Below are 26277 nucleotides of genomic sequence, written 5' to 3'. Positions count from 1 at the left end.
AGACAACGATGAACGACCACCGCACAGAACCAAGGGGCATGCACATGGAGCCGGCGACGAGCACCGGCGATCCCGTCATGGTCAACCTGACCCGTCGCGACGCCATCTTCGCAGGGGCCGCTGCGTTCGCCCTGAGCTCCGTCGGCCTGGCGGCGAGCGGCCGCGCCTTCGCCCAGGCCACGAAGCCCACCGGTCAGGCCATCCTTGCCTTCTCTCAGGAGGTGACAGTCCTGCACCCGCTGATGACCGCCAATGAGGTGGACCAGGGCGTCTGGTGGAACCTCTTCACGCCCCTCTGGTTGCTGGATGCCCAAGGCAAGTTCGTCCCGATGCTGGCGAAGGCAGTCCCGACCCTTGAAAACGGCGGCATCTCGGCCGATGGACTGACCTGGCGCGTCGAGCTGCGCAGCGACGTGAAGTGGCATGACGGCAAGCCCCTGACGGCGGAAGACGTCCGGTATTCGATGGCCTTGATGAAGAACCCGGCGTTCCGCGCCCGCAATCGCACCGCTTTCGAGCTCATCGCGACCGTGGGCGTCGAGGGCGACAACGTGATCACGTGGAAGCTGAAGGAGCCGTACGCGCCGATGACTTCCGTGCTGAGCTGGACCTTCATCGTTCCCGCGCACATCCTGTCGCAGGACCCTGACCCGAACTCGCCGAAGTTCGCCGCCGCCCCCATCGGGACGGGGCCGTACCGCTTTGTCAGCCGCAAGACCGGTGACCACGTGATCCTCGAAGCCAACCCGAACTACTTCGGCAAGCCTCCCGGCCTGAACCGCCTGATCTTCAAGTATGTTCCGGACCTGAACGCGATGTACACGCAGTTCAAGACCGGGGAAATCGACTACATCGGCCTGCAGGGCATCCCGACCAATTTCTACAAGGAAGCAACGGCCCTGCGTGGCCGCCGCGTCCACACGGCCAACAAGCCTTCCGTCGAGAACCTGACGCTCAACCTGGGGCACCCAGCCTTGGCGGACAAGGCGGTGCGCAAGGCGCTGAACATCGCGATCGACCGGCAGGCGATCTGTGACCAGGTCTACGACGGCCTTCCCAAGCCGGCGAACAGCTATCTGGTCCCCACCCACTGGGCCTACAACGCCAACCTGCCGAAGCCCGAGTTCGACCCCAAGAAGGCCGCGGCGATGCTGGACCAGGCCGGCTGGGTGCGGGGCCCCGATGGCATCCGCGTCAAGAACGGTGTGCGCTTGTCCTTCACGAACTCGACGGTCACGGGCAACCAGCTGCGCGCGCAGACGCAGCAGCTCATCGCGGACGACTTCAAAAAGATCGGCGTCGAAATGCTGATCAAGAACCTGGTGGCGGCGGTGCTGTGGGCCGATTTCTGGCGGAACTCCGAGTTCGACAGCTTGCTGACCGCTCCAACCTACACGATCGCCTCGGACCCGGATGTCACGCACCGCTTCGGCTCCGGCGCCATCCCGAAGGAGACCAAGTCGGGCTCGAACGTGAGCCAGTACAAGAGCCCCGGGGTGGATGCGCTGCTGGCCAAAGGGCGCCAGGAATACAACATCGCCAAGCGCAAGGAAATCTATGCCAAGGTCCAGGAGCTGATCATGGACGACCTGCCCTTCCTGCCGCTGTTCAACTCGGTGGAGATCGAGGGCACGAAGGTCGGCCTCGATGGCTACGCCTCCAACGTGAACACGCTGGCCAACAGCTGGAACGCCTCCAGCTGGCGGTGGACGGCCTGAGGAACTCACCATGGGACGCTATCTCCAGACCCGCCTGCTGCAGGCGCTGCTGCTGCTCTGGCTGGTTTCGATGATCGCCTTCGCGATCCTGCACCTGGCGCCGGGGGGGCCGCTGTCGCAGTTCCTCGCGACCGGTACTCTCGGGCCCGAGGACGTGGAGCGGCTCATGGCCCAGTACGGCCTGGATCGCCCACTGCCCGTCCAGTACCTGGATTGGGCCGGAAACCTGCTCCAGGGTGACTGGGGCAGGTCGTACCGGGACGATCTGCCGGTCCTGGTGAAGATCGGGATACACATCGGACCGACCCTTGAACTGATGATCTCGTCCACCCTGCTGGCGATGTTCATCGGCGGAATGATCGGCATCCTGGGCGCCGTTCGCCGCTACTCGTTCTTCGACCACCTGGCCACGATCGGCGCCATGGTGGCGCTGTCGATCCCGACCTTCTGGTTCGGGCTGGCCGTGATCTACGCCTTCTCGGTCAACCTCGGCTGGTTGCCGGCTGGCGGCCGCGAAACCATCGGCGATGGCTCGTTCGTCGACCGCCTGCAGCACCTGGTTGCGCCGTGCATCGTGCTGGCGCTGGTATCCACTGCCGTCTGGAGCCGGTACATGCGGTCCTCGATGCTCGACGTCATCAACCAGGACTACATCCGGACAGCCAAGTCCAAGGGTGTCTCGCCGGCACGCATCCTCGTGCACCACGCGCTGCGAAACGCCTTGCTGCCGATGATCACCATCACCGGCCTGCACGTCTCCACCCTGCTGAGCGGCGCTTTGGTGACCGAAACCGTCTTCACCTGGCCGGGGATGGGCCGGCTTTTCCTCGACAGCGTGAGCAACCGCGACTATCCCGTGGTCATGGGCATGCTGATGTTCACCGCCTGCATGGTCCTGCTCGGCAGCCTGCTGGCCGACCTTCTCTACTCCGTTGCGGACCCCCGCATCAAGGCAGGTGCCCAATGAGCGCCGTTCACACAACGCAAATCGCGCCGGGGCGCCGGCCTTGGGGCGAACGGTATCCCGCCCTCCGCCGCTTCATGCGGCACCGCATCGCGATGCTGGGACTGTTCGTGGTCGTCTTCATGACCCTGTTCAGTTTCCTGGGACCGTCCCTGATCCCGTTCAACGCCACGGACACCGATATCCGCAGCCGCTTCATCGAGCCGTTCGCGGGACCGCACATCCTCGGCACCGACCCGCTGGGGCGCGACATCCTGGCGCGGCTGATGTACGCCGGTCGCATTTCGCTGTCGGTGGGCTTTGCGGCCACGCTGCTGTCGATGCTGATGGGTGTGCTCGTGGGCCTGGTGGCAGGCTTCTACCGCGGCGTCATCGGCGCCGTGCTGATGCGGTTCGTCGATGCCATGCTTTGCTTCCCGACGATCTTCCTGCTGCTGGCGGTCGCGGCGCTGATCGAGCCTTCGGTCACGTCCATCGTCGTGCTCATCGCCGTGGCCAGCTGGATGGAGGTCGCTCGCGTGGTCGAAGGGCAGGTCCGGTCGCTGCGGGAGCGCGACTTCGCGCTCGCCGCGGAGTCCCTGGGCGCCAGCGACCTGAGGATCATGTTCCGCGAGCTGCTGCCCAACGCGGTCGCGCCTATCGTCGTGGCCGCCACGCTGAACATCGCCCACGCGATCCTGGCGGAGTCGTACATCAGCTTCCTCGGATTCGGCATCCATCCGCCGACGCCCAGCTGGGGAAACATGCTGGAGAACGCGCAGAGCTACCTGACCAACGCGCCGTGGCTCGCGATCGTGCCGGGCGTGGCGATCGCACTGACGGTGACGAGCTTCAACTTCATCGGCGACGGCCTGCGCGATGCGCTGGACGCCAAACTGGATCGTTGACCATGATCGACGCAATGCATTTTGAACCGATGACCGTCGGCTCTGCTCAGGCCACCGCCGAATCGGACAACATCATGAATGCGCATGCCCGAGCCACCGCCGAAGCGGAGAACATCCTGGAGGTGCGCGATCTGAACGTCGCATTCCGCGCGGGGTCCGGGGCCGTGCACGCCGTGCGTGATGTCAGCTTCTCGGTGCGGCGCGGCGAGACGCTGGCGCTGGTTGGCGAAACCAGTTCCGGCAAGAGCGTGACTTGCCTGGGCCTCCTGGGTCTCACGCCACCGGCGCCCTACTGCACGATCACCGGGTCGGCACGACTCGCGGCGCGCAATGGCAAGACCTACGAACTCGTGGGCACGTCCGAGCACGTGATGCGCCAAGTACGGGGGGGCGTCGCCTCGGTGATCTTCCAGGAGCCGATGACCTCGCTCAATCCGGTGCATACCGTCGGCGCCCAGATCTGCGAGAGCTTGCGGATCCACCTGGGGATGCAGGGGCGCGCGGCCATGGACCGCGCGGCCGAACTCCTGAACCAGGTCGGCATCTCGGACCCGAAGCGGCGGCTCGCGAATTACCCCCACGAGTTGTCCGGGGGAATGCGCCAGCGCGTGATGATCGCCATGGCGATCGCCTGCGAGCCCTCGCTTCTGATCGCCGACGAACCCACCACGGCCCTCGATGTCACCATTCAGGCGCAGATCCTGGAATTGCTGCAGAAGCTGCAGTCGCAGACCCGGATGGCCATGATCTACATCACGCACAACCTCGGAACAGTCGCCGAAATCGCGGACCGCGTGATGGTGATGTACGCGGGCCGGATCGTCGAGAGAGCCGGTGTCGTGGAGCTCTTCACCGAGCCCCGGCATCCCTATAGCCGGGGGCTGATTCGGTCGGTTCCGCGGCTCCACTCGAACCGTGCGCGCAAGACCCCGCTGTTCGCGATTCCGGGCAACGTGCCCGATCCGGCTGCGCATCCGCCGGGCTGCAGCTTCGGGCCGCGCTGCGGCCATTTCGAGCCGGGCCGCTGCGATGCCGCAGTGCCGGACCTGGAAAGTGCCGGCCCCGGCCATCTCGTGCGGTGCGTGCGTTGGCCGGAAATCCAAGGAGGCGTGTGATGCAGCAACAACAATCCCCCGCTGTGCTGTTGCAGGTCGAAGGCTTGCGCAAGTGGTACCCGCTCGGCGGCGGCTGGCTGGGCAAGCCGGCGCACACTGTGAAAGCCGTCGACGGCGTCAACTTCGACATCCGTCGAGGCGAGGTGCTGAGCCTGGTGGGCGAAAGCGGCTCGGGCAAGAGCACGATCGGCCGTGCCATCCTGAACCTGGATCCACCCACCGCAGGACAGGTCCACTTCGACGGCAAACCGCTGGTGGGCCTCACGCGCCGCCAGATGCGGCCGCTTCGCCGTGCAATGCAGATGGTGTTCCAGGACCCCTACTCCTCGCTGAACCCGAAGCACACCGTCGAGGAACTGCTTTCCGCTCCGCTGGCGATCCACACGCCGCAGCTGACGGCGCAGGAACGGCGCGACCGCATCGATGCCGTGCTGAAGACCGTCGGATTGAACCCGGCGCACCGTTCGCGTTACCCGCACGAGTTCTCGGGCGGACAGCGCCAGCGCATCGGCATCGCCCGCGCGCTAATGACCCAGCCGCAGCTGCTGGTGGCGGACGAGCCGGTGTCTTCTCTCGATGTCTCCGTGCAGGCGCAGGTCATCAACCTCTTGCTCGAACTTAAGCAGCGGCTCGGCCTGACCATGCTGTTCATCAGCCACGACCTCGCGGTGGTGGGCCATATCTCGGACCGCATCGCCGTGATGTACCTGGGCCGCCTCGTGGAGATCGGCGACGCCGAATTGCTGCTCAACAATCCGCGGCATCCCTACACGCGTGCCCTCATGGCCGCCGTGCCGAACATCGATCCGCGGCAGCGTCGCCCGCGCGAGCTGCTCAAGGGCGACATTCCGAGTCCGCTGGCGCCTCCGTCGGGCTGTGCATTCCGCACGCGCTGCCCGCACGCGCAGCCGGCCTGCGCGGGCGGGGTGCCCGAACTCAGGATCGTCGATCGCAACCACGCGACAGCGTGCATTCGCGACGACATCTGACTAAAGCTCATGTCTCCATCAATCCTTCGCATCCGCAGCGACGACAAGCTGCCCGAGCGCGCCGACGCCGTCGTGATCGGCGGCGGCATCGTCGGCGTTTCCACGGCCTATTTCCTGGCCAAGCGTGGGCTGTCCGTCGCCGTCCTGGAAAAAGGCTACGTCGGCGGCGAGCAGTCCAGCCGCAACTGGGGCTGGTGCCGCCAGCAGAACCGCGACGTGCGCGAGCTGCCGCTGTCGGGGCTCTCGATGCGCCTATGGGACGAGATGACGCGCGACATCGGTCGCGACCTCGGATTCCGGCGCTGCGGCCTGTACTACGCCAGCGATGATCCGCAGCAGATCGCCACCTGGGAAGCCTGGGGCAGAGACTCCGGACGGCCGTTCGGCGTGCGCACGCGCATGCTCGATGCTGCGGAGGCCGCGAGCGTCATGCAGGGCAGCAGTGCCCGCAAATGGCTGGGCGGCGTGCACTCCATGGACGACGGCACGGCCGACCCTGCGCTGGCAGCGCCCGGCATTGCCGAAGGCGCGCGTGCTCTCGGGGCCACCATCCACCAGGACTGCGCGGCGCGCGGCCTCGATATCACCAATGGCGCGGTCAGCGGCGTGTTCACCGAGCAAGGCCTGATCAGGACGGGCGCCGTGGTGTGCGCTGGCGGGGCCTGGGCATCCGCATTCTGCCGCCGCCATGGCATCTCGTTTCCGCAGGCGAGCGTGCGCGCATCCGTGCTGCGCACACCGCCGATCGAAGGTCTCGCACCAGCGCTCTCGACGCCGGAATGCACCCTCACGCGCCGCCCCGATGGCGGCTACATCGTGGCCATCAGCGGCAAAGGGACGCTGGAGCTCACGCCTCAAGGCCTGCGGTACGCACGCGAGTTCATGCCGATGTTCATCAAGCGCCTCAAGGCGGTCGATATCGGGGTCGGACGCTCCTTCTTCCGCGGACCCGAAGCGCTCAGCCGCTGGGAGTTCGACGAGAAATCGCCGTTCGAGCAGATCCGGGTGCTGGATCCCGCGCCGGACCCCAAGGCGATCCGCTACCTGGTGGACCGCTTCAAGCGGCTCTATCCTGCGCTGCCCGGCATCAAGGTGTCCCAGGCCTGGGGCGCCTACATCGACAGCACGCCCGACGCGGTGCCCGTCATCTCTCCCATCGATCGCGTCAAGGGATTCGTGCTTGCCGCCGGGTTCAGCGGCCACGGCTTCGGCTTGGGCCCGGCCGCAGGGCAGGTGGCCGCGAGCATGGCCACGGGCGTGCAACCCGCGATCGACGCCGCGCCCTTCCGCTATTCCCGCTTCGGCGATGGCTCGAAGGTCGAGGTCGGCGCCATCTAGGCAGCAGCAATCAGCACAGGAACATTCTTCATGAGCAATCTCACCTTCTTCAAGTTCGACGACCTGGGCACCGCGCGCGAAGGCGGGCCGCTGCCCGAACGCGTCCTCGCAGGCAACGCGCAATTCAAGAACTGGGACGTCGACCGCTCGAACGACGAAAAGGTGCGCGCCGGAGTCTGGGAAACCACGCCGGGCACCTACCGCTCCATCAAGGGCGGCACCTGGGAGTTCTGCTACATCCTCTCGGGCGTATCGGAAGTGACCGAGGACGGAAAAGCGCCGGTGCAGGTGCGTGCCGGCGACTCCTTCGTCATGAAGCCCGAGTTCACCGGCGTGTGGCACTGCATCGAAACGACCCGCAAGATCTGGGTCGTCTACAACAAGTAGCCATGGCTTTCGTCTACAAAGCCGACCCCGTGCGCGGGGCGGAATGGGCACGCCTGTTCGCCGCCAAGGCGCCGGACCTGCCGTTCCACATCTGGCCTGACACCGGCAACCCCGAGCGCGTGCGCTACCTGGCCGCGTGGACACTGCCCGAAGGCTTCGAGCGGCAGTTTCCCAACGTGGAACTGGTGTTCTCCACCGGCGCCGGGGTGGACCAATTCGATCTGAGCAAGGTTCCGAAGGGGCTGCCTGTCGTGAGGCTGGCCGAACCTGGCGTCGTCGCCGGGATGGTGGAGTACGCCACGATGTCCGTCCTGGCGCTGCATCGGGACTTGCCGACCTACATCGCGCAGCAGCGTCAGGCAAGGTGGACCGCGCACCGGGTCCACCCTGCCTCCAAACGGCGAGTGAGCGTTCTTGGCATGGGCGTGCTGGGCCAGTCGGTGCTTGCGCAACTTCGCAGCTTCGGCTTCCAGCTGGCCGGCTGGAGCCGCTCACGCCACCAGCTCGAGGGCGTGGCTTGCTACGCGGGCGAGGACGAACTGCCAGCCATGCTGTCGGCTACCGACATCCTCGTCTGCCTGCTGCCGCTGACGAATGAAACGCGCGGCATTCTCGATGCGAAGCTCTTCGGTGCGTTGCCGCGTGGAGCGTCTCTGGTCCATGCGGGGCGGGGCGCGCAGCTCGACCACCAAGCCCTTCTTGACGCGCTCGACAGCGGCTGGATCTCCGCCGCAGTGGTCGATGTCACGGCACCTGAGCCGCTGCCTGTGGACGACCCGTTCTGGTCGCATCCGCGAATCCTGTTGACGCCACACGTGGCCAGCATGACCCAGCCCGAGACGGCGGTCGATCTCGTGCTGGAGAACATCCGCCGCCACGAGGCCGGCGCGTCGCTGGTGGGCATGGTCGACCGCGAGAAGGGCTACTGAGCCATGACCGCCATGATTGACGATCTCCTCCCCGACTTGATCGCCCTGCGCCGCGACCTGCACGCCCATCCGGAACTGGCCTTCGAGGAGCGCAGGACGTCCGGCATGGTCGCGGCAGCCCTGCGCGAGGCGGGCCTGGAAGTGCACGAGGGTATCGGTGGCACGGGCGTGGTCGGCGTCCTGCGCCGGGGACGCTCGGATCGCATGATCGGGCTGCGCGCCGACATGGATGCCCTGCCCATCCTGGAACAGGGAGATCGCGCGCACATCAGCCGCTTCCCCGGGCGGCACCATGCATGCGGGCACGATGGCCACACGGCGATGCTGCTTGGCGCCGCACGTCATCTCGCGCGCAACGAATCGCTCGAGGGCTGCGTCGCCTTCATCTTCCAGCCGGCCGAGGAAGGGCGGGGCGGGGCGCGCGAGATGGTGCGAGAAGGCCTCTTCGAACGATTCCCCTGCGAGGCCGTGTTCGCCGTGCACAACTGGCCGGACCTGCCGCTGGGCGTGGCGGCGACGCGGCCCGGGCCCATCATGGCTGCGGCAGATCGCTTCGACATCGTGGTGCGGGGGCGCGGCGGACATGCGGCCCAGCCCCACAACACGCCCGATGTGGTACTGGCCGCTGGCGAACTGGTGGCCCAGCTGCACACGATCGTTGCAAGGCGCGTTCCGCCCGCCGAAAACGCGGTGCTCTCGGTCACGCGCATCAGCGGTGGCCAGTCGCACAACGTGCTGCCGGCGGCGGTCGAGCTGACCGGCACCGTGCGCAGCTTCAACGTGGCTGTGCAGGACACGATCGAGAAGGCCGTGCGCGATGTCGCCGTCGGCGTGGCACTCGCGAGCGGCTCCACCATCGACGTCGAGTACACGCGCTACTACCCTGCCACCACCAACAGCGCCGCCCACGCGCAGCTCGCCCTGGAAGCGGCGCGTTGCGCCGGCCTGGAAGCGCAGACCGCTGCGGCACCGGCATTCACCTCGGAAGACTTCGCCTTCATGCTGCAGGAGCGGCCGGGAGCCTACCTGTGGCTTGGCCAGCGAGGCGCGGCGAACCCCGCGCCTCTGCACCATCCTTCTTACGATTTCAACGACGACGCCTTGGCCTTCGGCGTGCGCTGGTTCGTGGCTGTGGCACGGCTGGCGCTGCTCGGCACGGACTCGTCCTCCAAGCGATGATGCTCTACCTATCCACGCGGGGCGATCCCGCTCGCAAGCGATTCTGCGACATCCTGCTGGAGGGCTTGGCGCCCGATGGCGGTCTCTACCTGCCCGAGCACTATCCGCAGGTCAGGCCCGATCAGCTGTCGAAGTGGCGAGGCCTGTCGTATGCGGACCTCGCCTTCGAGATCCTGTCGCTTTACATCGACGATATCCCCGCGAACGACCTGCGCGCCATCTGCCGCAAGACCTACACCGCGGAAGTGTTCGGCACCAAGGCCATCGTGCCGCTCAAGAAGCTGGAAGAGGGCGTGTTCCTCGAAGCCCTGTCCAATGGCCCCACGCTGGCCTTCAAGGACATGGCCATGCAGCTGCTGGGCAACCTGTTCGAGTACGAGCTGGGCCGCCGCGGCGAAGAGCTGAACATCCTCGGCGCCACCTCCGGGGACACCGGCAGCGCCGCCGAGTACGCGATGAAAGGCAAGAAGGGCGTGCGCGTCTTCATGACCTCGCCGCACGGTCGCATGAGCCCCTTCCAGCAGGCCCAGATGTTCAGCCTGCAGGACGCGAATATCCACAACCTCGCGATCGAGGGTGTGTTCGACGATTGCCAGGACATCGTCAAGGCCGTTTCCAACGACCTGGACTTCAAGCGCAATTACCGGATTGGGACGGTCAACTCGATTAACTGGGCTCGCCTGGTGGCGCAGGTGGTCTACTACTTCGCCGGCTACTTCCAGGGGACGAAGAGCGACGGCGAGAAGGTGAGCTTCGCCGTGCCGTCGGGCAATTTCGGCAACATCTGCGCTGGCCACGTGGCGCGCATGATGGGCTTGCCGATCGACAGGCTCGTGCTCGCCACCAACGAGAACGACGTGCTAGACGAGTTCTTCCGCACCGGCATCTACCGCGTCCGCGGCAGCGCCGACACCTACGAGACCTCCAGCCCGTCGATGGACATTTCCAAGGCCAGCAACTTCGAGCGCTTCGTGTTCGATCTTGTCAGGCGGGATGCTGCAACGGTCAAGCGGCTCTTCGGTGAGGAACTGCGGAGGAGGGGCCGCTTCGAGCTGGCCAGCGATGCGAAGTTCGGCTTTGTCTCTGGCAAGAGCACGCACGCGGACCGGATCGCCACGATCCGCGACACGTTCGAGCGCTTCGAAACGATGATCGACACGCACACAGCCGACGGCCTGAAGGTCGCGCGCGAGCACCTGCGGCCGGGCGTGCCCATGATCGTCCTGGAAACGGCCCTGCCCATCAAGTTCGCCGCCGCCATCCGCGAAGCGCTCGGGCGCGAGCCGGAGCGGCCGACGAAACTGCTGGGCCTCGAATCCCTACCCAAGCGCGTTCAGGTCCTGCCTGCGGATGAGCAGGCGGTGAAGGCCTACATCGCCGGGCATGTGGCCTGAACCGCCATGGCTGTCTTCACCGAAGTCTCTTTTGACGAAGCCGCTGCCTTCCTGCGAACGCTCGATCTGGGGCACTTGCGGGCTCTTGTTGCCTGCACCGGCGGCATCGAGAACACCAACTACTTCGTCGCAACGGATGCCGGCCCGTATGTGCTGACGCTATTCGAACGCCTGGCGGTGGACGAACTGCCCTTCTACTTGCATCTGATGCGACACCTGGCCGGACGGGGACTTCCCGTGCCCGATCCGGTGCCGGATCGTGAGGGTCGCATCCTGCACCGTCTGAATGGCAAGCCCGCGGCGGTGGTGAACAGGCTGCGAGGCAAGAGCGAACTGGATCCTTCTAGCGCGCACTGCGCAGCCTTGGGTGCGATGCTCGCGCGCATGCATCTGGCTGCGAGGGACTATGGCCGGTATCAGCCCAACCTTCGTGGGCTGCGCTGGTGGGGCGAGACCGCTTCTTTGGTGTCCCCACACCTCGACGAAGACCAGCGCGAACTGCTCACGGGCGAGGTCGACTTTCAGAGCCGCATTGCCGCATCCCAAGACTACGCGGCACTGCCGCGCGGACCGGTCCATGGCGACCTGTTTCGCGACAACGTGCTGTTCGAGGGCGAGCGCCTGACGGGCATCCTCGATTTCTATTTCGCCGGTTGCGATGCGTGGCTGTACGACATCGGCGTGTGCTTGAACGACTGGTGCTTGGACGGCGCAGGACCGGATGCCGCGCGCGAGTCCGCATTCGTGGCCGCGTACGAAGCCGTGCGCCCGCTGCAGCCGCAGGAGCGGCGCCTGCTGTCCTCAATGCAGCGTGCCGCTGCGCTGCGATTCTGGCTGTCGCGACTGCGTGACCTGCACTTGCCCCGGCCGGCTGCCGTTCTGAAGGCGCACGACCCCGGCCACTTCGCACGCGTTCTGCGCTATCGCGTGGACACCGCGAGCCAAGCGGAAATTTTCTAGATCCGAACTGGATGACTTCAATGGGAACCACCACAGACTTTTACGCCGCGTTGCGGCAGGAACTCGAACAGATCCAGGCTGCAGGCCTGCTGAAGGCCGAACGCATCATTGCTTCGCCCCAGGGCAACCGCATCGCGACAGCTGATGGGTGTGAAGTCATCAACCTGTGCGCCAACAACTACCTCGGCCTTTCGTCCGATCCGAGGGTGATGGAAGCGGCGCATGCTGCGCTCGAAGCCCGTGGCTTCGGGCTGAGCTCCGTGCGATTCATTTGCGGGACGCAGGATGGGCACAAGGAACTGGAGGCACGGCTCTCGCGCTTTCTGGGCACGGAAGACACGATCCTGTATGGATCGGCCTTCGACGCCAATGGCGGCCTGTTCGAGACCTTGCTGGGGCCGGAGGATGCGGTCATCAGCGACGAGCTCAATCACGCCTCCATCATCGACGGCATCCGCCTGTGCAAGGCGAGACGCTTTCGATATCGGCACGACGACCTGCAGGACTTGCGCGCGCAGTTGAAGGCTGCGGACGAAGCTGGGGCGCGGTACAAGCTCGTGTTCACCGATGGCGTTTTCTCCATGGACGGAACCATTGCGCGCCTGGATGAGATTCGAGCGATCTGCGACGAGTTCGGTGCGCTCCTGGGGGTGGACGACTCGCACGCCACCGGCTTCCTCGGCAAGCGTGGGCGTGGCACCCACGAGTATCGAGACGTATTCGGCAAGATCGACATCATCACGGGCACGCTGGGCAAGGCGCTAGGCGGTGCGTCGGGTGGATTCACCAGCGCGAAGCGGGAAGTGGTACAGCTGCTGCGGCAGCGCTCGCGCCCCTACCTGTTCTCCAACAGCCTGGCTCCGGCCATCGTCGGTGCGACCTTGAGGGTGCTCGATCTGCTGGAAGGTGACACGGGCCTGCGCGACAGGCTGGAAGACAACACGCGCTATTTCCGCGCGGGCCTCGTCGCACGTGACTTCGACCTCAAGCCGGGTGACCACCCGATCATCCCCGTGATGCTTTATGACGCGGAGCTGTCGCAACGGTTCGCCCGCCGGCTGCTGGATCTGGGCATCTACGTCACGGGCTTCTTCTACCCGGTCGTGCCCAAGGGCCAAGCCCGCATCCGCGTGCAAATCAGCGCGCAGCACACGCGCGAGCAACTGGATGACGCGCTGCGTGCCTTCGCCCAAGCGGGAAAGGAACTGGGGGTGATCGCATGAGCAACGCACCTCGAATCCTCGTCATCGGCGCCAATGGCCAGCTGGGGACAGAACTCACGGCAGCACTGGCCGACCGCTACGGTGCGGAGAACGTCATCGCCAGCGACCGTGTCGCGACCGGCCGGCATGAGGACCTGCAGTATGAGATGCTCGATGTGACTGACGCCAAGCGGATTGGCGAGCTGGTCGAGAAGCACTGCATCTCTCAGATCTACCACCTGGCGGCGGCCCTTTCTGCCACGGGAGAAACGCAACCGGCATGGGCGTGGAAGCTCAACATGGACGGCTTGCTGAACGTCCTGGAGGCCGCGCGGCGATACAAGCTGGACAAGGTGTTCTGGCCCAGTTCCATCGCGGCGTTCGGCCCGACGACCCCCGGGGATGGCACACCGCAGACGACCGTGATGGAGCCAAGAACCGTCTACGGCATCTCGAAGCTCGCGGGGGAGGGCTGGTGTCGATGGTACTTCGAGAAGCACGGTGTCGACGTGCGAAGCCTGCGCTACCCGGGCCTGATTTCCTGGAAGACGAGTCCTGGAGGCGGAACAACAGATTACGCCGTCGACATCTTCCACTCCGCCTTGAAGGGCGAGCCCTACACCTGCTTTCTCGCGCCAGATGAAGCTCTGCCCATGCTGTACATGGACGACGCGGTGCGTGCGACCCTCGAATTGATGGAAGCTCCCGCCGCGGGGATCACCGAGCGGGGCAGCTACAACCTGGGCGGGCTGAACTTCATGCCGAGCGACATCGCGGCGGAAATCCGCAAGCACCTGCCGGGTTTCGAGATCCGGTACGAGCCGGATTTTCGCCAGTCCATTGCGAATGGCTGGCCCAACTCGATCGACGACCGCTGCGCTCGCAACGATTGGGTTTGGCGGCACAACTTCGACTTGCCGCGGCTGGTGCGCGAGATGCTGGCAAACCTGTCACGGGTGCTAGGCAGCCGAGCCTCGGCCGAGGGGACGGTGTGCAAGGCCGGCGTCACGGTTTGAGCGGTCGCCCTCGCCACGGCGGCGGCGAGGGATTGGCGCAGCATGGCGAGAAAGTCGGTGGTGCGCGCGCTGCGGCCGAATCGCGTGCCCAGCATGGCAACCACATCGTCTGCCGGCGCGTCCCAGCTGGGAAGGCCTCCTGAGCCGCCCCGCCGCGATGTCGCCGGCGACGTTCCGTTCATGGAGGAAGTCGCCCGGACTTATCCAGATGGCACCGTCCACGTGATTTGGGACAACCTGAACACGCACCGCGCCTATGGCGTCTGGAAGAGCTTTAATGCTCGATATGGTGAGCGCTCGTCTTTCATTTCACCCCGTTGCATGCCAGTTGGGTGAACCAGATCGAGTTGCTGTTTTGCCATCTACACACGGCTCGTCTCACGGGGCATGACCATGTCCGACTTCGCCGCTACGGCAAACACCTACTGATCCAGATGCGCCGCGGCGACGATGTCGTCGACATCATTGCTCGGCTGACAGAGGTATCTCGCACAAGGTACACCGCTGCATTCCGCAGTCACACGGGACGTTGGGAGCCGTTGCGCGCCCCTGGGAAAGCCTTCGCGCGCAAACCAGGCGAGGTAGTTGCCGGGCAGGTCGGCAATCACCGTACCCTTATGCTTGCCGAATGGCATGGGCATCGAGACCAGCTTGTCGAGGTCTTCGGGCGCCATCGATGCTAACCGCCCGCGCGCTTGACCGTCATGCCCCGCTTCCGCAGCGCGGCGATCACCGTGTCGCGGTGGTCGCCCTGGATTTCGATCACGCCGTCCTTGGTGGTGCCGCCCGAGCCGCAGGTCGACTTGAGCTGCTTGCCGAGCTGCGCGAGCGCGGCCGCGTCCAGCGCTGCGCCCTTGATCACGGTCACGCCCTTGCCCTTGCGGCCCTTGGTGTCGAACGATATGCGGACAATGCCGTCACCGGCCGGCACCTCCTTGCGGGTCCGCTTGCAGACGCAGGCCGCCACCAGCTGGCCACAATCGGGGCAGACGCGGCCGGTTTCGGTCGAATACACCAGGCGGCTGCTGCTGCCTTCGGTGCCTTGCTTCTTCACTGTCATCATCGCCCTCATGCCATTTACAACGCTCGGCCTCGTGCCGGCCCTCGTGCGCGCCGCCACCGACGCCGGGTATTTCATGCCCACTCCGGTCCAGTCGGCCGCCATCCCTGCCGCGCTGCGCGGGCAGGACGTGCTGGGCCTGGCGCAAACCGGTTCGGGCAAGACGGCTGCATTTTCGTTGGCCCTGTTGCAGCGCTGGGCCGCGGCGCCGCGGCACAGGTCTCGCCGCACGGTGCACACGCTGGTGCTGGTGCCCACGCGCGAGCTGGCCGCGCAGGTCGGCGAAACACTGCGCCTGCTGGGCCAGCACCTGCACGAACGGCCGAAGATCGCGGTGCTGTTCGGTGGCGTGTCGGTCAACCCGCAGATGATGGCGCTGCGCGGCGGCGCCGACATCGTCGTGGCCACGCCGGGGCGCCTGCTCGACCTGGTCGAGCACAACGCGCTCAAGCTCCCCAGCGTGGCCGCACTGGTGCTCGACGAAGCCGACCGCCTGCTCGACCTGGGCTTTCGATGCGGAGCCCTTCCACGGCGTGCTGAGCCAGGGCAAGCGCACCCAGGTGGTGGCCGATTTCAAAGCCAGCCGCGTGCGGGTGGTGGTGGCGACCGACCTGGCCGCGCGCGGCATCGACATCGCGCAACTGCCCGTGGTGGTGAACTATGATCTGCCGCGCTCGGCCACCGACTACGTGCACCGCATCGGCCGCACCGGCCGCGCCGGTGAAAGCGGGCTGGCCCTGAGCTTCATCCCGGCCGACAGCGAGGCGCATTTCCGCCTGATCGAGAAGCGCCAGGGCCTGAGCGTGTCGCGCGAGCGCATCGCGGGCTTCGAGCCGGTGGAGGTGGCGGCGACGGTGCAAGCAACCGGGTCGCCCGCCAACGGCGGCATCAAGGGCAGCCGGCCGTCCAAGAAGGACGAGCTGCGCGCGGCTGCGGCCGCAGCAGCCGCCATCCTTAAGCCATGACCGCGCTGCGCTGGCTCGACTTCGATTACAGCGAGGGCACAGACGACACCGGCGTGTTCGACGCAATGACCTCGGTGGCGCCGGCGCGTGCAGCCGCCGTCGAGGCCGAGATCGCGCAGGTGCTGGCCTGGGCCGAGGCTCACTTTGCGGGACTGCGTGGGCCGGTGGAGGAGGGCGGGGCGTGGGATGCCGATCTGCAGGTGGTGGAGGAGGAGGATCGCAGCGGGCTGCGGCAGAGCTACAGCTTCACGTTGAGCGGGTCGCCGGCGTTCTGCGAGGCCTTCCGCGCGCAGTTCGGTGAGTCGGTGTTACCGCCGATCGAAAACTGACCATCTGACGCGGAGTCTGTCGATTTTGTGTCCACGGCAGCGTCCTCGTTCGCGATCTTGCCAGCGGCGTCCGGAGAACCACACGGCATCGGAGCTGAGTGTGCCGGCCCCGCGCGCGGCTCGCACGAGCAACTACTTTCGCGGCCTGGCCTTCAACGGCTTGGCCGCGAAGAGTTCCTCGCACAGGGCGCGCAGCCAGCGATTGGCCGGATCCTGGTGGTAGCGGGCGTGCCAGTGCTGCTTGACGGTAAAGGGCGGCACCGGTACCGGACAGTCGTAGACAGTCAAGGCTCTGGAACCCAAACTCGCCAGCGTCTCGCCGATATGCCTCGGAACGGTCGCGACAAGGTCGGTCGTCGATACGATCGCCGCCAGCCCGAGGAATCCGGGCAGCTCCAGCAGGATGCGCCGCTCGACCGCGTGGCGCCCCAATGCCGCCTCCAGCAACTGGACGCCGGTGCCCCCGACGATGCCGATATGCGCCTCGGCCTTGTAGTCGCGCAGACCAACGCCCTTGGCGCCGATGCGCGGATGGCGTGCGTTCACGAGGCACACCCAGTCCTGCGGATACAGCACCTGTTGATAGAAGCCCGACTCCAGCCAGGGCACCAGGCCGATCGCGAGGTCGGCCTGGCCGGATTGCAGCGCCTGCCCGGTTTGGTCGTCGATGCGCGCGGCTTCGAGGCGAACGCCGGGCGCCACGGCACGGACGTGCGCCAGCAAGCGCGGCAGCAACGTGATGTGGCTCGCATCGGTCATGCAGATGCGAAAGCGCCTGGTGGCGCTTGAGGGGTTGAAAGCTTCGGCCGGCGCGGCCACGCGACGAAGTGCGGCCAACGCCTCTCGCACCGGCACGATCAACTCCTCCGCGCGCGGCGTAGCCTGCATGCCGGCGGCGGTCCGCACAAAAAGCTCATCACCCAATTGCTTGCGCAATCGGTTCAGCCAGTTGCTCACCGTCGGCTGGCTCTGGCCCATGGCCTCACCTGCGCGCGTCACGCTGTTCGTACTGTAGAGCAGCTCGAAGAGGCGCAGGAGCTTGATGCTCAGAAGGGCCGTGCCGTCTTCGGTGTCGTCATCCATGTCCATGTGCCGTCTCCATTTCAAAACGGAATGTAGACCATTGTGGTCATGAGATATGCAACATGGAGGTGGAGATCTATCGTTGAGTCATTCCAACGGGGACTCACATGAAGATCTACTTTCTAGGCGCCGGCGCACTCGGTTGTGCCATTGGTGGAACGCTCGCGGCGTCAGGGTCGGACGTGACGCTGATCGACCCTTTGCAGGCCCATGTCGACGCGATCAACCGCGATGGCTTGCGCGTTAAGGTCGGTGACGCGGAGCGCGTCGTCAAGGTGCGGGCCGCACTCGGCTGCAAAGGGCTCGAGGCCCCGGACCTGGTCATCGTCCTGGTCAAGTCCTTCCACACACGCTCGGCCATCGAAGGCGCGCTGTCGATCATCGGCCCGCACACGGCGCTGATGTCGTTGCAGAACGGCATGGGCCATGAGGAGATCCTGGCAGAGGTCGCGGGCCGCGAGCATGTGCTGGCCGGCAAGACCTACGTGGGCGGCGTGATGCTCGGCCCGGGCCACATCATTGCCGGCACGCAGGGCAAGCGCACGGTGATCGGGGAGCTCGACGGAAAGATCACCGAGCGCGCCAAGGCGATCGCCGCCGAATTCGAGCGCGCCGAGCTGCCCTGCGAGGTCAGCGACAACATCATGGGCGTAATGTGGGACAAGCTGCTCATCAACGTCTCCACCGGGGCGCTGAGCGGCATCACGGGCCAGGTCTACGGCAGCCTGTATGCGGTGCCGGAGATCGAGGCGACGGCCATTGCCGCGGTTGCCGAGGCCATGGCCGTTGCCAAAGCCAGCGGCGTCAAGCTGTCCATCAAGGCTCCACGCGACGCGTGGGTGATGGCCGCCGAAGGCCTGCCCGACGAGTTCAAGACCTCGATGCTGCAAAGCTTGGAGAAGGGCTCGATCACCGAGATCGACTTCATCAACGGCTCGGTCGTGCGCACAGGCCAGAAGCACAACGTGCCGACGCCGGTCAACCAGACCCTGGTGGCCGCGATCAAGGGCATCGAACGCCGGATGGGGGCGAAATGAGCACGACCCCGAGAGCCTACGTCGAGCACGTCGCCATCTGGGTGAGCGACATCCGCTGGCACATCAAGTTCTTCCGTGAAGTCTGCGGCATGGCCATGCGCGAAGTGCAGGGCTCGGTCGAAGAGCCGATCCAGTATTGGACGCTGGGCGGCATGCAGTTCATGGCCAAGCCCGACTACGCTGGCCCCGAGGGTCGCCTGGGCCACATCGGCGTGATGTGCGAGGACCTCGAGGCGGCGCTCGCCGCTGCGCAGGCTTTCGGCGTCACCGAGATGCCGCAGGGCCGCAACTGGCTCCGACTGCCCGACGGCCTGGCCGTCGAGTTCGTCCAAGCCAGCGAAGGGGCTGTCGCCAAGGCACTGGCCATCGATCCCCGCGCCTGAATTTTCAATCAACGAGAGACACAGCAACCATGACCACCCTCGCCATCGAAGACAAATACTGGGACGACGCCGTCGTCGGCGAAGAATGCATCAGCCCGCCCTATGAGGTGACCGAGGCCCGCGTGATGGCCTATGCCGATCTCACCGGCGATCACACGCCAGTGCACACCGACGAGGCCTATGCACGCACCACGCCGTTCGGCACGCGGGTCGCGCACGGGCTGTTCGGCCTGTCGGTGGCCGACGGCTTGAAGACGAAGAGCGACATGCGCTTCATGCCCGGCATGTCGCTGGGTTGGGAATGGAGCTTCGTCGGGCCGGTCAAGCTCGGCGACACGGTGCGTGTGAAGTTCCACGTCGGCAGCAAGCGGGAGTCGAAGAGCAAGCCGGGCTGGGGCATCCTCGTGCTGCCGTCGGAACTGATCAACCAGCGCGACGAGGTCGTCCAGAAAGGCGAGCACCGCGTGATGGTGCCGCGGAGGCCCGCATGAACGCTGCAGCACAACAGGCGCTGCCGCTCGCCGGAATCCGCGTCATCGACTACAGCCACTTCCTCGCCGGTCCCTATGTCGGTCGCTGCCTCGCGGCACTGGGTGCCGAGGTCATCAAGGTCGAGCGTCCAGGCACCGGTGACGCGGGTCGCCAGCACGCCTGGTTCGTCGGGGACCACAGCGGCTATTTCCTCCAGCAGAACATGGGCAAGAAGGGGCTGAGCGTGAACACCAAGGACCCGCGCGGCCGAGCGCTCATGAAGAAGCTGGTCGACAGCGCGGACGTGTTCGTCGAGAACTATCGCCCGGGTGCCCTGGACAAGCTGGGTCTCGGCTACGCGGAGCTCGCGGAGACGAACCCAGGCCTCGTGTACTGCTCGATCTCCGCCTATGGCCACACGGGGCCGGACTCGCATCGCGCCGGCTTCGGCCTCATCGCCGAAGCCAAGAGCGGCATCATGCAGATGGTCGGCAACCCCGGCGAAGCACCGCCGTTGCTGCGCATCTCGCTCGGGGACATGTACACCGGCATTCACGCCGTGGCCGCGATCAATGCGGCGCTGCTGGGCCGCGTGAAGTCCGGCCGCGGCCAGCACATCGACATGGCGCTGTACGACACGCTGGTGTCGATGCACGAATACGCGGTGCAGTGCTATACGCTCTCGGACGGCAAGGAAGTCCCGGTGCAGACCGGCCACGACATGCCCAACTCGACGCTCTACGGCGTGTTCCGCGCGCAGGACGGCGATCTGGTCATTGCCGCGCAGGTGGACGATGCCTGGAAGCGCTTCGCCGCCCTGGTCGAGCAGACTGGCGGGCCAGCGGGCTTCGGTAGCGACATGCGGCTGCATGCCGCGGCCGGGCGCAATGCGAATCGCCTCGAGATCCTCGAAGTCGTACGCCCCTGGGTTGCGGCACGCCCGGTGGCCGAAATTTTGAAGCTGCTCGATGGCATCGATCTGCCCTGCGCCAAGGTCCAGCGCATCGACGAAGTGCTGTCCGACCCGCAGATCCAGGCGCGCGGCATGGTGGTGGAGCAGGACCATCCCGTGCTTGGCAAGATCCGCCTGCCCAACCTGCCTTTCCGCATGTCGGGCTGCGACACCTCGATCACGCAGGTGGCGCCGGACCTTGGCGAACACAACGCCGAGATCGCCGCCAGCATTGGCTTCGACGCCGCGCAGATCGCCGACATGCAGGCCGATGGCGTGCTGTTCAGCGCGTGAGGCAGCAGACGCCATGAGCGACAAGTACGCCGTTATCGGCAATCCCATTGGCCACACCAAGTCCCCGATGATCCACGGCAGCTTTGCGAAGATGACCGGTCAGGACATCGACTACATCGCGATTGAAGGCTCGCTCGAGCACTTTGCGGACGACGTGCATGCGTTTCGCAGGGCAGGCGGCCTGGGCATGAACGTGACCGCGCCGTTCAAGCTGCAAGCCTTTGCGCTGGCAACGGAGCGGCTCGAACGTGCCGAGCTCGCCGGTGCCACCAACGCGCTGAAATTCGAGGGGGACCGCATCATTGCCGACAACTTCGATGGTGTCGGCCTCACGAACGACATCCAGCGCAACTTGGGCTTCCCGCTCAAGGGCGCGCGCATGCTGGTGCTGGGGTCCGGCGGCGCGGTGCGCGGAGCCTTGTTGCCCTTCCTTGCGCAGCAGCCGGCGGAGTTGGTGCTGGCGAACCGCACAGTGTCGAAGGCGGTCGATCTTGCCGCGCAATTCTCCTTGAATGGTCCGGCGCGGGCTTGCGGCTACGGTGATCTGGCTGGTGAGCGATTCGACATCGTCATCAACGGCACCTCGGCCAGCCTCAAGGCCGAACTGCCGCCAGTTCCCGCCGAGGCGCTCCAGAACGCAAAGCTGGCCTATGAGCTCGCCTACGGCAAGGGACTCACGCCTTTCCTGCGCCTGGCGCAGAGCGCGGGCGTGCCCAAGCTGGCCGACGGCGTCGGCATGCTGGTGGAACAGGCGGCCGAGGCCTTCGTGTGGTGGCGCGGCGTACGGCCGGACACCCGGGAGGTCATCGACCGCATGACCATCCCACTGGTTTGACGCGATAACTACAAGGAGACGCGAGATGAAGATCCTCATGCTTCACGGCATCAACCACAACATGTTCGGCAAGCGCGACCCGGTGCAGTACGGCACCGTCACGCTGGCCGAGATCGACGAGCAACTCCGATCGCTTGGCCGAGAGCTTGGCGCCGAGGTCGAAAGCTTCCAGACCAACAGCGAATCGGCGATGTGCGAGCGCATCCACCAAGGCTTCACGGATGGCGTGGACGCGGTCTTGATCAACGCCGGCGCGTGGACGCACTACAGCTACGGCATACGGGATGCGCTGGCGGTCCTGGCGGTTCCGATCGTCGAGCTGCATATGTCGAACATTCACGCCCGTGAGAGCTTTCGTCACCGCTCGGTGTTCGCCGAGATCGTAAAGGGGCAGATCTGCGGCTTCGGTGTCGATAGCTACTTGCTTGGATTGCGGGCCGCGGCTTGCGTGGCCTTGCCGGCGGCGCGATAACGCCTGCCTGGTCTGGTCTTAGAGGGCTTTGGCGGCCGCTTCGAGATCTCTCTCGGGGTCGCCCACCCAGGTAGGCCAGCTCGTCGGGCGCGAAGCGCAGGCGATGGTCGGTTGACCGTCGACTGGGCTGTCGCGCAGGCCCGGCGCCATGGCCAGGATGTGGTCGGCATAGAAGCGCGCGGTCGGGCCGTCATTGCGCGAGCCCAGCGAGCCTTCGGGGTTGACCATGAACTTGGTCACCACGAACAGGCTGATGCCCTTCACCGTGGCCATGCCACCCCTCGTTTGTGGTCGCCGGCCGCCGCCCTCGGGCTTGGGCAAGCGTCCATCCGTCCCATCTTGACTCAAGGTCAGGGCGCTGAGGGATGCGCAGCGATCATTTTGCGCTCCTCGTTGCGCTGGTCGATGGGATCGATGCCATCAGGCTTGCCCTGTCGTGCAAGTCGATCCCACATGGGCTTCTCGTCGAATCCGTGCGGGCATGGCAAGGGGTAGACATTCAATGTCGTGTCGCCGGCGTCTCATGTGACAACGAATGTCACTTTCTGCCGCTGCGTGTCTCTCGCAACGCGCGCAATGCATCCATCGGTCCTACCGATTTTCATTTCATCGAGCCATCGAAGCGGATGGCATGCAGTTTGCAAAATCATTTATCTCATATTCGCGACAAATGACACATTTCTCGAACGACGACAAGAATGCAGCCTTGCTGGATCGCCGCACCTTCTTCGTCGGCACCGCAAGCGCACTCGCCCTCGGGACGACGGCTTGTGGGGGTGGCAGCGGCGGAAGCTTTTCGCCGATAGGGGGAGCCACCCCGCAGCAGCCATCACAGCAGACACCGGGTGCCACCCCTGGTGCTGTCGCCGGTGTCGATACCCCCGATACCCCCGGCACCCCAGCGCCCGAGCCGACCACCCCTGAACCCGAAGTACGCAAGATCACGCATCCCGGCCTGCTGGTCACCGAGACCGACCTGCAGCGCATCCGGGACAAGCTGGCCGCCAAGGCGCAGCCCTGGGTGGGCGGCTGGAACATGCTGCTCAACGCGAACCGCTCCAACCTCGATGCGACGCCGCGCCCCCTGGCGTTGGTGACGCGCGGCGTCGAGGGCGACAACTACGGCCAGATGGTCGGCGACATGGTGCGTGCCCTTCATCTTGCATTGCGCTGGAAGATCACGAACGACGAGAACTACGCGAAGAAGTCGGTGGAGTTCCTCAATGCATGGTCGTCGACCTTGACTGAGTTGGGCGGCAACTCGAACGTCTTCCTCGCCTCTGGTCTCTATGGCGCCCAGTGGGCCAATGCCGCGGAACTAATGCGGACCTACCCCGGCTGGGCGAAGGAAGACGTCGCGCGCTTCCAGGCCATGCTGCTGAACGTGTTCTACCCGAAGGCCCACGACTTCCTGGTCAACCACAACGGCACGGAGATCAGAAAGGTCACTCACTACTGGGCCAACTGGGACCTGTGCAACATCTCCACCATCTACGCGATCGGCGTGTTCTGCGACCGGAGCGACCTGAGCGCCGAAGCGATCAACTACTACAAGACCGGCCGCGGCAACGGCGCGAGCGCCAACAACGTCTACCACGTGCATCCCGGCTATCTGGGGCAATGGCAGGAGAGCCATCGCGACCAGGGCCACTCCACCCTCGGCATCTCTCTGGCCGGCATGCTGTGCCAAATGGCCTGGAACCAGGGCGAGGACCTCTTCAGCTACTGGAACAACCGGCTGCTGGCCGGCGCGGAGTACGTGGCCAAGACGAACCTGGCCGATGCCAATGGCAACGCGCTGTACACAATGCCCTTCGCCCCCTACGACGGCGTCTTCGGGCCTGCGACCGCTGCGGCGGGCACGAACAGCCTGCGGCCCAACTGGGACCTCATCTACAGCCACTATGTGAGCCGCAAGGGGCTCTCGGCACCTTGGACCAAGGCGATGCTCGACAAGCTCCGGCCGGAGCGTGTCGACGGCGGCGACCAGCCGGGCATGGGTACGCTGCTCTATGCGCGCGATCCGGTCCCCCCCGCTCCGCCGAGCGGCTTGAGCGCATTCCTGAACGACGGAAAGGTGCAGCTGTCCTGGTGGGGCACCGCAGGAGCTTCCCAGTACCTGGTGCAGCGCGCGGCTTCGCCGAACGGTCAGTTCACGACCCTCGCGCCGGTCACCGAACCGCGCACCTACACCGACGATCCTGACCAGGGCACCTGGTACTACCGAATCGACGCGGTGACCGACGCCGGAGCAATGACCGGTGCGGACACCTTGCGCGTGGCGATCCCGGGCGAGCTGTGGCTACACCTGCCACTCAACGGCGATGCCAACGACGCCAGCGGCCGCGGCCTGCATGCGCAACTGAAGGGTGGCACGAGCTGGGGCGAAGGACGCAACGGCGGAAGCGCCGTGCAGCTCGACGGCCGCAGCGGTCATCTCCAACTGCCCGACGGAGCCGTGTCGGCGCTGGGCGATTTCACGATCGCGGTGTGGGTCTACTGGGATACGGCGTCGGTCATCGCGCGCGTTTTCGACTTCGGTTCCAACGACGTGGCCTACATGATCCTGATCCTGCGCGACGGCACCAACCAGCTGCGCTTTTCAGCCTCGCGCAATCAGTTCTGGAAGGAAGAGTCGGTGTCGGGCGGCGTGATGCCCACCGGGCGCTGGGTGCATCTGGCGGTCACGCTCTCGGGCACCGTGGGCACGCTCTACATGGACGGCGCGCAGGTCGCCACCGCGGACGGCATCTGGATCAATCCTTTCCAGCTGGGCAACACCACCCGGACCTGGCTGGGCCGCTCCCAGTACGGTGGCGATCCGTACTTTAAGGGCCGTATGCAGGACTTCCGCATCTACGGCGGTGCGAAGGACGCTGCCTTCATCGCGAACCTCGCCCGCTGAGCGCCATCGGGCAGCAGTGCTGCCCGGACAACACTGAACCCGAACCGGCGCGCGCATGCACAGGCGTGCCGGTGCTTTCTTGACTTCGACCTTTCGGATTTCTCTCATGGACATTCTTTCTCGACGATGCGTTTCCGCGCTGATGGCCTGGCTGCTGCTCTTCGGCTGTGGCGGAGGAGGTGGCGGCGGTGGAGGGGCCGGCAATCCGCTGGTCGGCAGCTCGACGGGCCAGGCCGGCACCGGCGGCCAGAACAGCGGCGCGCATAACAACGGTGGCCAGGTGGCCGGCAACACCTCCGGCAGCGGCACCCAGGGCGGCAATGGAGGCACGAGCGGCGGCTCCGCGCCTGTGCCGGCCACCGTCGCCATGGCCAACAAGCTCGGCAAACCTTCCCGTGTGCTGTTCGGTCTGGGAGCGACCTCCATCGACGACATGAAGAGCCAGGACATCCACCCCGACATCGTGGAGCGCTACCTCGTGGGCGTCGGCTCGGGCGCGTGGCCCACCTGGAACAGCCCCGATGGGGCCTATGTCACCTTCACCGCACAGGCTGCCGATGCATATGGTGCGGTGCCCATGTTCACGCTTTACCAGATGACGGCGAACGGCGAGGGCAACCTGAGCGGCATCAGCGATGCGACCTTCATGAACAAGTACTGGGGCCAGGTCCGCTTGATGTACCAGCGCATCGCTGAATGGGGCAAGCCTGCGCTCGTCAACGTGGAGCCGGATTTCTGGGGCTTCGCCGCGTCGCAGGCGCCCGGCCGCGACCTGACGAAGATGGCCGCCGCCGTGAGCGGCCAGCCCGAATGCGCCACGCTGCCCGACACCGTCGCGGGCCTCGGCCAGTGCTTCGTGCAGATGGGCCGCAAGATTGCGCCGAAGACACTGATCGGGTTTCCGCCTGCCTTCTGGAATGGCACGCCCGTCGAGGTTGCCGCGATGATGCAGGCCGCAGGCGCCAAACATGCGGACTTTATCGTCGCCCAGACCAGCGACCGCGACGCGGGCTGCCGTGAAGCAGCATCGCCACCTTCGGAATGCCAGAACGGAAGCGCGCCGTTCTACTGGGACGCAACCAACCAGACCAGCCCGAACTTCCACGACAACCAGAAGCAGTATTCAGACTACCGCGCAGCCCTGGGCAACGGCCTGCCGATCCTGTGGTGGCAGACGCCGATGGGCGTGCCTTCCGATGCGCGCGGCGGCACCGACCAGCACTATCGAGACAACCACGTCGACTACATGCTGACGAACACCCAGGAGTACGGGGACGTGCATGCGATCGGCATCGTCTTCAGCGCGGGCGCGGGCAGCCAGACCTCGATCGGTACGGACGGCGGCCAGTTCGCGCGCCTCTCGGCGCAATACCTCGCGCGAGGCGGCGCTGCGTTGAAGTAGCCAATTCCTGC

General features: G+C 65.8%; 27 protein-coding genes and 2 pseudogenes. 25 read left to right on the top strand and 4 right to left on the bottom strand.

What is annotated here, in order from left to right; genetic code table 11:
• Positions 1-8 precede the first annotated feature (8 nt).
• The 14 genes and pseudogenes from AC3A6Y_RS20230 to AC3A6Y_RS20165 all read left to right on the top strand — a co-directional run.
• Positions 9-1718 carry a peptide ABC transporter substrate-binding protein gene (locus AC3A6Y_RS20230; protein ID WP_487870014.1) on the top strand — a complete coding sequence of 570 codons (1710 nt, stop codon included), beginning with the start codon at positions 9-11 and terminating at the stop codon, positions 1716-1718.
• A gap of 10 nt (positions 1719-1728) precedes the next feature.
• Positions 1729-2685, top strand: coding sequence for an ABC transporter permease (locus tag AC3A6Y_RS20225; protein ID WP_487870013.1), 957 nt, complete (start codon positions 1729-1731; stop codon positions 2683-2685).
• Complete coding sequence (locus AC3A6Y_RS20220) at positions 2682-3569, top strand: ABC transporter permease (protein ID WP_487870012.1); 888 nt, start codon at positions 2682-2684, stop codon at positions 3567-3569. Before AC3A6Y_RS20225 ends, AC3A6Y_RS20220 begins: the two co-directional genes overlap by 4 nt.
• A 2-nt stretch (positions 3570-3571) precedes the next feature.
• Positions 3572-4684 (top strand): ABC transporter ATP-binding protein, encoded by a 1113-nt coding sequence (locus tag AC3A6Y_RS20215; RefSeq protein ID WP_487870503.1) that lies wholly within the window; start codon positions 3572-3574, stop codon positions 4682-4684.
• Entirely contained in the window at positions 4684-5673 is a 990-nt protein-coding gene (locus AC3A6Y_RS20210) for an ABC transporter ATP-binding protein (RefSeq protein ID WP_487870011.1), read from the top strand. The genes AC3A6Y_RS20215 and AC3A6Y_RS20210 overlap by 1 nt, the downstream gene beginning before the upstream one ends.
• A gap of 9 nt (positions 5674-5682) precedes the next feature.
• Positions 5683-7011, top strand: a complete 1329-nt coding sequence (locus AC3A6Y_RS20205; RefSeq protein ID WP_487870010.1) for an NAD(P)/FAD-dependent oxidoreductase — start codon at positions 5683-5685, stop codon at positions 7009-7011.
• 30 nt (positions 7012-7041) lie between these two features.
• Positions 7042-7398: a cupin domain-containing protein gene (locus AC3A6Y_RS20200; protein WP_487870009.1), complete on the top strand. Its 357-nt coding sequence runs from the start codon at positions 7042-7044 to the stop codon at positions 7396-7398.
• Between the two features lie 2 nt (positions 7399-7400).
• Positions 7401-8327, top strand: coding sequence for a 2-hydroxyacid dehydrogenase (locus tag AC3A6Y_RS20195; RefSeq protein WP_487870008.1), 927 nt, complete (start codon positions 7401-7403; stop codon positions 8325-8327).
• A gap of 3 nt (positions 8328-8330) precedes the next feature.
• Positions 8331-9506: an amidohydrolase gene (locus AC3A6Y_RS20190; RefSeq protein WP_487870007.1), complete on the top strand. Its 1176-nt coding sequence runs from the start codon at positions 8331-8333 to the stop codon at positions 9504-9506.
• A complete protein-coding gene (thrC, locus tag AC3A6Y_RS20185; RefSeq protein ID WP_487870006.1) occupies positions 9506-10900 on the top strand; it encodes a threonine synthase in 1395 nt (464 codons plus the stop codon). The genes AC3A6Y_RS20190 and thrC overlap by 1 nt, the downstream gene beginning before the upstream one ends.
• Before the next feature lie 6 nt (positions 10901-10906).
• The gene (locus AC3A6Y_RS20180) at positions 10907-11860 is read left to right on the top strand and encodes a homoserine kinase (RefSeq protein WP_487870005.1); all 954 of its coding nucleotides are present in this window, start codon (positions 10907-10909) and stop codon (positions 11858-11860) included.
• 20 nt (positions 11861-11880) lie between these two features.
• Positions 11881-13083, top strand: coding sequence for a glycine C-acetyltransferase (gene kbl / locus AC3A6Y_RS20175; protein WP_487870004.1), 1203 nt, complete (start codon positions 11881-11883; stop codon positions 13081-13083).
• The gene (locus AC3A6Y_RS20170) at positions 13080-14078 is read left to right on the top strand and encodes an NAD-dependent epimerase/dehydratase family protein (RefSeq protein ID WP_487870003.1); all 999 of its coding nucleotides are present in this window, start codon (positions 13080-13082) and stop codon (positions 14076-14078) included. Before kbl ends, AC3A6Y_RS20170 begins: the two co-directional genes overlap by 4 nt.
• A 168-nt stretch (positions 14079-14246) precedes the next feature.
• A pseudogene (locus tag AC3A6Y_RS20165) lies at positions 14247-14434 on the top strand (transposase); the annotation flags it as partial.
• Positions 14435-14500: 66 nt separating this feature from the next.
• Here AC3A6Y_RS20165 and AC3A6Y_RS20160 read toward each other — a convergent pair.
• Both AC3A6Y_RS20160 and AC3A6Y_RS20155 read right to left on the bottom strand, forming a co-directional pair.
• On the bottom strand, positions 14501-14752 hold the full coding sequence (locus AC3A6Y_RS20160) for a DUF3820 family protein (RefSeq protein WP_487870502.1): 252 nt from the start codon (positions 14750-14752) through the stop codon (positions 14501-14503).
• Positions 14753-14757: 5 nt separating this feature from the next.
• Entirely contained in the window at positions 14758-15141 is a 384-nt protein-coding gene (locus tag AC3A6Y_RS20155) for a translation initiation factor Sui1 (RefSeq protein WP_487870002.1), read from the bottom strand.
• A 7-nt stretch (positions 15142-15148) separates the two neighbouring features.
• Between AC3A6Y_RS20155 and AC3A6Y_RS20150 the strand changes: the two are divergent.
• Positions 15149-16103: pseudogene (locus AC3A6Y_RS20150) on the top strand (DEAD/DEAH box helicase).
• Positions 16100-16432, top strand: coding sequence for a hypothetical protein (locus AC3A6Y_RS20145; RefSeq protein WP_487870001.1), 333 nt, complete (start codon positions 16100-16102; stop codon positions 16430-16432). Before AC3A6Y_RS20150 ends, AC3A6Y_RS20145 begins: the two are co-directional and overlap by 4 nt.
• Positions 16433-16564: 132 nt before the next feature.
• On the opposite strand, the gene AC3A6Y_RS20140 is transcribed toward AC3A6Y_RS20145, so the two are convergent.
• A complete protein-coding gene (locus AC3A6Y_RS20140; protein WP_487870501.1) occupies positions 16565-17515 on the bottom strand; it encodes a LysR family transcriptional regulator in 951 nt (316 codons plus the stop codon).
• A 107-nt stretch (positions 17516-17622) separates the two neighbouring features.
• Here AC3A6Y_RS20140 and AC3A6Y_RS20135 point away from each other — a divergent pair, with 107 nt between their 5' ends.
• Genes AC3A6Y_RS20135 through aroQ form a run of 6 tightly spaced genes read left to right on the top strand, consistent with a single transcriptional unit; the run spans position 17623 to position 21959 of the window.
• A complete protein-coding gene (locus tag AC3A6Y_RS20135) occupies positions 17623-18552 on the top strand; it encodes a ketopantoate reductase family protein (protein ID WP_487870000.1) in 930 nt (309 codons plus the stop codon).
• On the top strand, positions 18549-18935 hold the full coding sequence (locus AC3A6Y_RS20130; protein WP_487869999.1) for a VOC family protein: 387 nt from the start codon (positions 18549-18551) through the stop codon (positions 18933-18935). The genes AC3A6Y_RS20135 and AC3A6Y_RS20130 overlap by 4 nt, the downstream gene beginning before the upstream one ends.
• 29 nt (positions 18936-18964) lie before the next feature.
• The gene (locus AC3A6Y_RS20125) at positions 18965-19426 is read left to right on the top strand and encodes a MaoC family dehydratase (protein ID WP_487869998.1); all 462 of its coding nucleotides are present in this window, start codon (positions 18965-18967) and stop codon (positions 19424-19426) included.
• Positions 19423-20652 carry a CaiB/BaiF CoA transferase family protein gene (locus tag AC3A6Y_RS20120; RefSeq protein WP_487869997.1) on the top strand — a complete coding sequence of 410 codons (1230 nt, stop codon included), beginning with the start codon at positions 19423-19425 and terminating at the stop codon, positions 20650-20652. Before AC3A6Y_RS20125 ends, AC3A6Y_RS20120 begins: the two co-directional genes overlap by 4 nt.
• Positions 20653-20665: 13 nt before the next feature.
• Complete coding sequence (gene aroE, locus AC3A6Y_RS20115) at positions 20666-21487, top strand: shikimate dehydrogenase (RefSeq protein ID WP_487869996.1); 822 nt, start codon at positions 20666-20668, stop codon at positions 21485-21487.
• Positions 21488-21512: 25 nt separating this feature from the next.
• A complete protein-coding gene (gene aroQ / locus AC3A6Y_RS20110) occupies positions 21513-21959 on the top strand; it encodes a type II 3-dehydroquinate dehydratase (protein ID WP_487869995.1) in 447 nt (148 codons plus the stop codon).
• Between the two features lie 18 nt (positions 21960-21977).
• On the opposite strand, the gene AC3A6Y_RS20105 is transcribed toward aroQ, so the two are convergent.
• Positions 21978-22232 carry a hypothetical protein gene (locus tag AC3A6Y_RS20105; RefSeq protein WP_487870526.1) on the bottom strand — a complete coding sequence of 85 codons (255 nt, stop codon included), beginning with the start codon at positions 22230-22232 and terminating at the stop codon, positions 21978-21980.
• 92 nt (positions 22233-22324) lie between these two features.
• Between AC3A6Y_RS20105 and AC3A6Y_RS20100 the strand changes: the two genes are divergently transcribed.
• The 3 genes from AC3A6Y_RS20100 (at position 22325) to AC3A6Y_RS20090 (ending at position 26266) form a co-directional block, all read left to right on the top strand.
• Entirely contained in the window at positions 22325-22633 is a 309-nt protein-coding gene (locus AC3A6Y_RS20100; RefSeq protein WP_487869994.1) for a hypothetical protein, read from the top strand.
• Complete coding sequence (locus AC3A6Y_RS20095; protein WP_487869993.1) at positions 22630-24864, top strand: LamG-like jellyroll fold domain-containing protein; 2235 nt, start codon at positions 22630-22632, stop codon at positions 24862-24864. The genes AC3A6Y_RS20100 and AC3A6Y_RS20095 overlap by 4 nt, the downstream gene beginning before the upstream one ends.
• Before the next feature lie 106 nt (positions 24865-24970).
• The gene (locus tag AC3A6Y_RS20090; protein WP_487869992.1) at positions 24971-26266 is read left to right on the top strand and encodes a hypothetical protein; all 1296 of its coding nucleotides are present in this window, start codon (positions 24971-24973) and stop codon (positions 26264-26266) included.
• Positions 26267-26277: the final 11 nt, after the last annotated feature.

The sequence above is a fragment of the Variovorax sp. Soil_C_17 genome, assembly GCF_057657265.1.
Note: the sequence above shows the minus strand (reverse complement) of the source record. Positions and strands in the feature narration are given on the sequence as shown.